A 9,529-nucleotide genomic window follows, 5' to 3' on the forward strand; every position below is an offset into this window, starting at 1 on the left:
CTGAATGAACCATCGTCATTTTCACATCTGCCATATCAAAAACGGCTGTGGGAGTGGCAGAGGCTACATTCAGCTCCCTGCGGAGGCTGGGACAGAGCATGAAGCGCTTGTGCTTGTTATCGTAAAACATGGTGACGGATGATGTAAGAAAAACACCGCTGTATAACGAATAATCACCAACATACCTCGAGGAGAAAGGGGATAAGAGTAAATCATTCCCATAAAGTGAAGCGGTAGTGGCTCCAGCCCCGGCGTGTAAATCGCCATCGCCAACCACGAACACATCCCAGGATGATACCCCATCCACAATAGCAACGGGAGCATGATCAAATGTTTTTGCACCATCAATCACCGTTTCATTCCTGCCATTTTCTACAAAATCATTGGCAGTAAAACGATAGGTCCCCTGATCAGTAAAATAATAAAGGAGGCTACCGATATTGTCCGCATGTAAAGCATGCCCCGGGTAGGTATTGCTGTTGTTGACATCTTCAGGAACGGAATGAAAGACCTTATCGTCACTGGCTCTCACAAAAGATAACATACCCTGATTGCCCATATTACTGGTTACATAGTAACCCGCGTTATACGGAGAGATCACTGTTACCATGCCCTGGTATGTATAGATCTGACCAGTGCGCTTATTGGTCATTTTGAATCCCAGATAATAGATGGCAGCCGGGAGGTCTATTTTAGCCTTAAGCTCCCTGCTTTCTGAAATAACCCAAAATCTTGGAGTGATTTGTTCAAGGAGCCGCCACTCGTAGGTATACTCGTCCTTACCGGGCGAACTTTCAGTAATAATGGGATTTATCTTCAGGGTATCGTTGATCACTACAGTATACCTGCCATTGGCCACATCTGTAGAGATCTTTACATCATCGATCTTATTATAAGTATAGCCCTGGTCATATTTTGTGCATGAAATGAAGAGCATCAATACAGTGAAGACGCTTACACCAGCATTCTTTATATTTTCCATCATGATTATGTGATTGGGTTAAAAAGTTACACGTACGCCATTTTCATCGATCAGGGGACCATTTAATGCTTCATAGTCCGCCAACGCCTGGCGCAGCTTTACGGGGAAATTTAGTTGCTGATCAAAACTGATCCCTGAATAATCGCTCAATCCCAGTACGCTGATCATAAACTGCAGTTTGACCTGGCTGAACGCACCGAAAACGCCTTCCACAGATGGCCAGTACCCGGGTTGAACAAATCTGTCAGTTACTGTAACCTTTACCCTTCGTGTATTGATGGTAGTGGTATTATTGAATATGGGCAATTGCCCGATAGCGCCGAGAATAAAATCATTGTTCTCTGCCACGTCCGCCACAATATCGAAGCTCCTGGTGGCCATTTCCGGTGTTTTCAACAATACCACGGGATACTTCAGCTCCACCTGTCCCGCAGGCAGCACGCCTTCGGGCAACAAAAAGTCAACCCCCAATCTTGCGCTGGTACCGGGGCCTGCCACCACTTTAACCATGCGATCATGGCCGGCCTTCCTTCCCACTATCCGCATGTTGAAAAAAACGGTATCACGATCTTTCGGTGTAACATTAAAGGCAAATGAATAAGAAGTGGAATCCGCCCCTGCATCTGTGCTGGTATAAAATGCTATCCCATCCTTTTCCGAATAAAAAGGCACCTTCTCTTTTTTGCACGCAAACAGCATGGAAGCCATTGCAAAAACGATCAAGTATCTCATAAGTTTTAAATAGTTATTATTTATAAGTAGGGTTATATTCCAGTTCCGCCAGAGGAATCGGCAGTGTATACACATCCAGCGATGGCACATTGGCCGTCATGAACTGCATGCGCATCGCATTCTTGCGCTTGTAGTAATAAAAGAGCTGTCCTTCAGCATACAGGTCTTTCCTGTATTCTTTCAGCGTTTCTGCTTCCAGGTAACTGTCCGTTCCGGAAGTGGACAAAGCCGGCAGGCCCCTGACCTGTCTGACAGTATTCAAATGGCCGATACCTTCACTCACAGATCCTGCTGTTTCAGCAAGTATGTAGTGCATTTCCGAGAGCCTGAGAACAGGCACCAGTTGATTAAGTCGGTTGGTATCCAAAGTATTGGCAGCAGTTACACTGCTTGTTTGCCAGTATTTGGACGGAAACGGAAAACCACCGTCCAGTTCCACACGATACAAATAACGCAGATCAGTGGCACCACCGGAAGTGGTTTCATACAGGGAGTTGAAATTAGCCTGGTTGGTAGTAAACCTGTCATTGATAGTTGTGAAGAATCTGAAATAGGTTGACGTGCCATTGTCAGCCCAGGTGGCAATATCACGAACACGGAACATCAGTACCAGTTCCGGAAGGTATAACCTGTCGCGTGTGGCAGCAGCAGCTGAAGCTGCAGCAGAAGTAACGAAAGGGAACCGGGTGGATGTAGTGACTTCCAGGGCGGCCATCCGGGCGCCTGGTTTATCACCGATGTACAACCGGACCCTGGCTTCCAGTGCTTTTACTGCATAGTAATTCATCATACTTCTTCTTGACCTTGAATTGGTAAGAATAGGGTCTGCAGTGATCAGAAGTGCAGCAGCATCTTTCAGATCTTTAAGTATACTATCCGCTACTGCACTGGTAGTACTGGCAGGAACCGGTAAAGGCGTTACCCTGGTTACATATGGAATAGCTTTTTTGTTTTGACCCGCACTGTATTCGGGCCCGAACAAACGCAGCAGATCAAAGTGCATCAGAGCCCGCATGCCTAAAGCTTCTCCCCTGCAGGTAGCATATCCTGCATCAGTCAAAACGGACCGTTTACTTTCCGTGAAGGAGATGATCTTATTGGCACCTGCTATCAGGTTATAACCACTCGTCCAGATAGTATTGAGCGTTGTCATTACAGTAGCGGCCGTATAGTTGAATAATTTTGCATCCCGGTGTGTTGCACCTGCAGCCGTCAGCAGGTAATCCTGTTCCAGTGCGGATACAAAACCCATTGTCAGATTATCACCGTACAGATCACGGCTGGCGGCTTGTGCATATATGCCATTCAGGGCCTGCCGGAAGCCAACTTCGGAAGCGAAGGCTTCTTCTTCAGTAAGTTGAGTGGCTGGTTGTACCGTTAAGAATTTCTTGCAGCCTGCCATGCTCATTATAAACACAGTCAGGCATATGATATAATTAATATTTTTCATCCTCATTCAGTTTATAATCTTGCGCGTAAGGTGAAGTTGTAGCCCCTGGAAAATGGATTGGCTGTGCCACGCTCAAATTGAACGCTACTGAAACGAAGGGCCTCATCCTGCAATCCGGCCATCAGGTCTAAAGACGCGAGGCCGATCTTTTTGATGAACGCATTGTTCACAAAATTGTAGCCGATGTTGAAGGTGCTGAGCACAACTGTATTATCCGTCTGCACAAATCTTGATGTCAGCTGTGTTCCCGCAGCCACTGCCGATATCCTCCGGTATTGCGTTACATCACCAGGTTTGGTCCAGCCCAATTCATAAGCTCTTCTGTCCACATTGTTTCTTGGATTCACATTTTCAACACGGTTAAGCAGTGTTGTATTGTACAGTTTGGCGCCGAACCTGTATCCAAAGTTCACATTGACCGTCCATCCCCTGTACATGAGTGTAGATCCGAAATTGCCGTTCCATTTAGGGTTGGTGTCCCCTACTGAAATTTTATCGGTGCCAGACCAAACATATGTACGTTCACCTGTAAGGGTCCTGAACACCTCCCAACCTGTTGCGGGATCGATACCTAAAGAAGGCACCACGTAGAGCGCCGACATGGATTGTCCCACCTGGAACTGCTGGTTGGGCACATTCTGTGCAGCATTCTTCTGTGTAAGTATTTCGTTCGCAATTCTCAGTGCGTCCGACATTTCTTTCAGAATATTCTTGTTCCTCGCTCCATTAACGTTGATGGTCCAGCGAAGCCGTTGGCCTGGATTGTTCAGTATCTGGTAATTGATGGTAAACTCCACGCCGGTGTTCTGGGTGGTTCCGATGTTTTCGGCATAACTGGAAAAGCCGGTGGAAGGTGCGGTGGTAACGGCCATGATGGCTCCTGCCGTGTTATCGCGATAGGCGTCTACAGTGATGTTCAACCTGCTTTTCAGCAATACGGCATTCACACCTATATTCATGGTCTTGGTTTTAGACCAGGTGAGGTTGGGGTTGGCCATACCAGCCAGCGTAGAACCGATAGCGCCGTAATAACTTGTTGAAGTACCCAGGTTGTATCTGAATTGAGAAACGGCAGCATCCTGGTTCATGGAGCCCCTGTATCCGTAACTTGCCCTGAGGCGCAGTACATTTACAAGCGTCTGGTTTTCCAGGAATTTTTCGTTGTGCATATTCCAACCGAGACCAGCAGACCAGAAAGTGCCGAACTTATTTTCTGTTCCATATGTAGATCCGCCATCACGGGTTAAGCTGCCATCCACAAAATAACGGTTGTCGAAACTATAGTTGCCTGACCCGGTAAATGTAAGGTTGCGGATATTGGATTCTGACCCGGAAGGCCTGCTATTGGGCTGGTACTGCGCCGCAAACAGAATATTATCCAATTGATCTGAGGGAAAGCCCTCGGCCACAAAAGTGTTGGTGGTCCTGGTATTGCTGGTTATGGCGGCACGTCCACCCAGTGTTACCTGGTGGCGGTCAAAATCAAGCAACAGGTTTGCGGCAGTGTTGCTGGCGATATTGGTACCGGTGGTGCTGCCAATGGTATAGGACCCCCTTCTGCTCAGATCAGTTAAATTGGCAAACTGCGAATCAAAGCCTGAAAAGAATTGATCCGATCCGCTTTTATCCCGCCTTACACTCAGACTGGTTTCAATGAAGAAATTGCTGTTCGGCATGTAACGGATGGAGGTATTATTGGTCACCGAAAGGGCATTGGTGGAGTTGATGGAATTCAACCCTGCATCGTACAAAGGGTTGGCAGTCTGGTATAAGGTATTGGACAACACTTCGTTTTCCACGAACTTTTTCATCACGCCATTTTCATCATAAGGTGTCCAGTAGGGATTCATGGTAACATAGTTCGAAAAGGAACGGTAGGGCGATTCGTTTGAATAGGTCTGTGTGATATTGGTGTTGTTGCTGAACTGTATTTTTTTGACCCTGTAAGCGAGGTTGATATTTCCCTGGTAATTTTTCCGGTCCTGCCCTTTCATTACGCCGCTCATCAGATCGGCGGTCAGTTGCACATTGTAGCGCAATACGGCATCCCCTCCCTGTAAATTCAGTGAAGTGCGGTTTGAAGTTCCATTCTGAACTGGGTAGTAGTACCATTTGGTATCGATGCCACGGGCCACATAATCGCTGCGGAGTTTATACAGTTGATCGTCCAGCAGCATCAAACGGCCATTTGCGCCACTGCTATACAAGCCAGCGCGCACTTCAAAATCAAGTTTCTCTTCTGCATTCAGCATATCATATCCTGACAGAACAGGCGTGTTCAGTCTGAAATCATTGGTCAGTGAAACGATCAGCTTTCCCGGTCTGGGCGTGATGGTGGTAACTACCATCACACCATTGGCGCCCCTGGAACCATAAATGGAAGTTGCGGAGGCGTCTTTCAGCAAAGTGACCGATTCCACCATATTCATATCCAGGTTGAACACACGCTCCAGTGGCACTTCAAAACCATCGAGCACAAACAGGGGAAGATTGGGGTTTACATCCAGGTTGAAATTACTTCCCAGGTTCGGGAGCTGGTTTTGTCCCCTCAGCTGGATATTGGGAAGCATATTGATATTGCCGCCCGCTATATTGTCCTGTATGATCCGGAAAGACGGATCAAAAGCGGCAATACCAGCGAAAATATTGTTGGTATTATTGGCCTTCAATTCCGCTCCTGTGATGGTTGTGGCAGCTCCCGAAAAGGTCCCCACTTTTTTTACGAGCCCGGTACCGGTGACCACCACATCTTTCAAGGTCTGCTGGTCCTCCTCCATGGATACATCGTAATCAGCATTTGGCCCTAAAGGCACTTCAAGAGTTTTGTAACCCACCCTGGTGAATACAAGAGCCGTTGATCCGGCAGGTACATTTATCGCAAAGCGGCCATCTGCCTTCGTTTCAACAGTGATGCGTGTTCCTTTGACCGTTACATTCACTCCGCTGATCGCAACCCTTCCATTCTTACTTCCAACAAAACCCGTGATGATATTGTCTTTTCTGGCGGGAGTGGTTGGCGCATTTGCAGGAGCTGTGTTGTTTGTAATTACGATCGTATTGTTTTTAATCACATAACTGATCTGCTGACCGGCAAAAACTTCACTGAGCAGATCCGGCAATCGGGCGCTCAGCGTTTTTACTGTTACTTTTTTAGCACGGTTGAATTGAGGAGTGGTGAAGATGAAATCATACCCGCTTTGCTTCCTGATTTCCGAAAACAGTTCATCCAGGGTATAATCGTTTCTTGACAGTGTGATGTTTTGCGCTTGTACGCATTGGGTCAAAAGCAAGAAGCATACTGCCACCTGGAAGATGCGGCGCAAAATCCTTTTCATTGATAAATCCATCAGTAGTTTTGGTTTAAAGTTGAGATTGCAGTTGGTTGGGCCCTGCAGCAGGTTGTTAAGGCAGGAGTTTCCGTAAGTTTATTTCATTGCTGTATGAGTTTAATAAGAGTAAAGGGTTATCAGTTATTTTTTGGACAGATCGATCATCGCTGATAATTCTGCAACATTGTAATCCATATCCATACCTGATCCTTCTTTTTTGAACCGGATATTTCCATTCCTGTCTATCACGAACTTGGCCGGAATTCCTGTTACCTTGAAAGCACTTACGGCAGGATTGACCTTGCTGGCATTCTGGAGGTCCATATACAAAGGCAGGTTATTATAATTGTTATCCATGAAATACTTTTTGGCTGCGGCTTTCGCATCCTTGTCTTTACCCTTGCCTTCCCAGGTATGAATAAACAGGAAAACAACATCTGGATCATCTTTATATTTATTGACAGTAGCCTGCATAGCCGGAAGTGCTCTTTTGCAAGGGCCGCACCAGGTGGCCCAGAAGTCAATGACAATTGTTTTCCCCCTAAAGTCCGAAAGGGAAACTTCTTTTCCCTGCTCATTCAAAACCGTAAACGAAGGAGCTTTTTCTTTCACCATTGTCTTTTCCACTTCCTGCAGCACATTATTGTTCATTTTCCTTTTCAGCCCTGCCATGTATGCCTCCACATCCTTTCCCGGATGAACTGCCTGCCAGGCCGCAATCAATTCCTGTTTCAGCCTGTCTCCCCCGGCCCTGTTGAGCATCGCTTCTTCCAGATGGGGCAACGCTTCAGCGTGCCGGCCTGTTTTGCTCATCAACAGGTAGTATTCAGTTTGTAATTGAGGCGATTTCCTTGCCGTATTCTCATAGACCGTGCTGATTGATTGAAAGGCCTTTTGATAGTCCCCTGTGTTGAATAAAGCACTGCTTTGCAATTGAAGCAGGTTCATTTTATCGCTTTCCTTCAGGTCTTTCCTGGATAGTTCATTGGCCAGGAAAGCGGCTGCAGCTGCTGCATCAAAATTGATAACCGAGCCTGCAATACTATTAAAGGCCCTGGTCCGCTCGGGTTCGGAAAGCAGGTCGAAGTATTTAAATGCACCGGAAGCATTCTTTTCTCCAAGGAAACTATTTATCAGGTAGGTATTATACTTGTTGAAATCCTGTCCTGGAAATTCTTCTTTTAATTCCGCCAGGACTTTTTCCTGTTGAACGATGTCTTTACCGAACATTTTTACAGATGCGATGTCCAGCGCCACGGCACCTTTCGGAAACCTGTTCACAATCACCTTACCCACTGAGTCAGCCTTACGAGCATTTACAAGCTGGTAATAGGTATAGAGTGTAGCATAATCCTTTTCTGATCCGGAATTACCTAACTCATTCAATTTTGCACGCAGTTCCGTTGAATCTTTGATAGTCCTCAACGCAGCCACTTCGGGGGTTTGAGTGATCATCCGCTGGCTGTATACGTTGTACGTTGAAAGCAGTGTTACAATAGCAGTGAATACTTTTTGCATTGTGATGGTTTACATTTTGAATATTGACAACCACAGAAAGATCTTGGGGGGGCGCATGCCAGTATTTTATCTTGAATATTTATAAATATTATATTTGGCGCATGGAAGCGGGTAATACAGCTATGGTCAAAGAGCTTTTACTGCAGGTCCGTCAGGGAGATGAAACAGCTTTTACTGCTTTGTTTGACCTGTACAGACCACGGATCTATACCACCGCGCTCAGGATCACCAAAGATGAATGGTCGGCGGAGGAAATACTACAGGACACCTTCGTCAAAATCTGGAAAAACCGCGAAACGCTGGGTGATATCGGAAACTTTGAAGGCTGGCTGTATACCATTGCACGGAATATCACCTTCAATGAACTGAAACGTATCGAGCGGGAAAAATCAAACTATAACCGTATGGTGAAGGATTCGGTTGCTGAAGCCAGCCAGGGTGCTGATACGGAGATGCATACCAAAGAATTTCAACAGCTACTGCACCAGGCTGTGGCGCGGTTACCGGAGAAACAAAAAGTCACCTACCAGCTCATCAAGGAACAACAGTTAAAGCGGGAGGAGGCCGCCACATTGCTCCAGGTTTCCCCGGAAACAGTAAAATGGAACCTTGATCAGGCCATGAGAAGCATACGGGCTTACTGTATGATGCACATGAAAGACCTGCCGCTTATTTTTATTTTGCACTTTCTGAAATAATTTTAATTATTACCCCCCAAAGTGCTTCGGACATTGTCTAGTAAATAAACCTTTATCAGAATATAATGATTAAACACGAGCGGCTGGCCTATTTACTGAACAGGTTAATGGCCGAAGAGGCCACCGGAGAGGAGCATGCCGAAATGCTCCTGCTTATCCAGGATCCTGCCAATGAGGACTTTGCCAAAAGTGAAATTTTCACCGCTTACCAAACTGCCAGGAACCTCCAGGACCTGGTCCCCGAAAAAAAACAGCAGATACTGGAGGCCATTTTCCGGTCAGACAGGGAGCACAAACCACCTGCTGTTTTAACCGGCTCCTTTGGATGGAGAAGGTGGGCTGCAGCAGCCATACTGGTGACCGGCATTTCGGTTATTGGATTTTACCTGCTGAGAAAGTCAGAACCTGCTCCAGCACTTCCGGTAGCACAAAAGACCGATATACAAGCCGGTGGCAACAAAGCAACATTGACATTGGCAGACGGTAAAGTGATCTCATTAACGGACGCCGATAACGGAAAAATTGCCACTGAAGCAGGATTGGTCATTACCAAACAGGCAGACGGGCAGTTGCTGTATGAAGCGGTGGACATAAAGGGAGAAGCCGGGGGCTACAATACCATTACCACGCCTTACGGAGGAAAATACAAGATCGTATTACAGGATGGCACGAGCGTTATCCTGAATTCAGGTACCAGTATCACCTATCCTATCGCTTTCAGCAAAGATCTCCGAAAAGTCACCCTGACCGGTGAAGCCTATTTTGAGATAGCAAAGAATGAAAGCAAACCTTTTATTGTAAACATCCAGATCGGAAGAGC

General features: G+C 46.4%; 7 protein-coding genes. 2 read left to right on the plus strand and 5 right to left on the minus strand.

What is annotated here, in order from left to right:
* From ACTHMC_RS12420 to ACTHMC_RS12440, 5 genes are all read right to left on the minus strand, one after another.
* Positions 1-985, minus strand: a 985-nt coding sequence (locus tag ACTHMC_RS12420) for a PKD-like family lipoprotein (protein WP_440413446.1), incomplete at its 3' end; no start/stop codon positions are given.
* Between the two features lie 15 nt (positions 986-1,000).
* Positions 1,001-1,714 carry a DUF4843 domain-containing protein gene (locus ACTHMC_RS12425; protein ID WP_440413447.1) on the minus strand — a complete coding sequence of 238 codons (714 nt, stop codon included), beginning with the start codon at positions 1,712-1,714 and terminating at the stop codon, positions 1,001-1,003.
* A gap of 16 nt (positions 1,715-1,730) precedes the next feature.
* A complete protein-coding gene (locus ACTHMC_RS12430; protein WP_440413448.1) occupies positions 1,731-3,164 on the minus strand; it encodes a RagB/SusD family nutrient uptake outer membrane protein in 1,434 nt (477 codons plus the stop codon).
* An 11-nt stretch (positions 3,165-3,175) separates the two neighbouring features.
* Positions 3,176-6,499, minus strand: a complete 3,324-nt coding sequence (locus tag ACTHMC_RS12435; RefSeq protein WP_440413449.1) for a SusC/RagA family TonB-linked outer membrane protein — start codon at positions 6,497-6,499, stop codon at positions 3,176-3,178.
* Positions 6,500-6,634: 135 nt separating this feature from the next.
* Complete coding sequence (locus ACTHMC_RS12440) at positions 6,635-8,011, minus strand: TlpA family protein disulfide reductase (protein ID WP_440413450.1); 1,377 nt, start codon at positions 8,009-8,011, stop codon at positions 6,635-6,637.
* Positions 8,012-8,112: 101 nt separating this feature from the next.
* Here ACTHMC_RS12440 and ACTHMC_RS12445 point away from each other — a divergent pair, with 101 nt between their 5' ends.
* Both ACTHMC_RS12445 and ACTHMC_RS12450 read left to right on the plus strand, forming a co-directional pair.
* The gene (locus ACTHMC_RS12445; RefSeq protein ID WP_440413451.1) at positions 8,113-8,709 is read left to right on the plus strand and encodes an RNA polymerase sigma factor; all 597 of its coding nucleotides are present in this window, start codon (positions 8,113-8,115) and stop codon (positions 8,707-8,709) included.
* Positions 8,710-8,774: 65 nt separating this feature from the next.
* Positions 8,775-9,529: FecR domain-containing protein (locus ACTHMC_RS12450; protein WP_440413452.1), on the plus strand; the 755-nt coding region annotated here is incomplete at its 3' end.

Origin of the sequence: Pseudobacter sp. (genome assembly GCF_051955275.1) — a bacterium.
GTDB lineage: Bacteria > Bacteroidota > Bacteroidia > Chitinophagales > Chitinophagaceae > Pseudobacter.

What these genes read in the sequence shown, in the direction of transcription:
- ACTHMC_RS12435 (WP_440413449.1), bottom strand. Translation starts at nt 6,499, where the DNA reads ATGAAAAGGATTTTGCGCCGCATCTTCCAGGTGGCAGTATGCTTCTTG.
- ACTHMC_RS12440 (WP_440413450.1), bottom strand. Translation starts at nt 8,011, where the DNA reads ATGCAAAAAGTATTCACTGCTATTGTAACACTGCTTTCAACGTACAAC.
- ACTHMC_RS12430 (WP_440413448.1), bottom strand. Translation starts at nt 3,164, where the DNA reads ATGAAAAATATTAATTATATCATATGCCTGACTGTGTTTATAATGAGC.
- ACTHMC_RS12425 (WP_440413447.1), bottom strand. Translation starts at nt 1,714, where the DNA reads ATGAGATACTTGATCGTTTTTGCAATGGCTTCCATGCTGTTTGCGTGC.
- ACTHMC_RS12445 (WP_440413451.1), top strand. Translation starts at nt 8,113, where the DNA reads ATGGAAGCGGGTAATACAGCTATGGTCAAAGAGCTTTTACTGCAGGTC.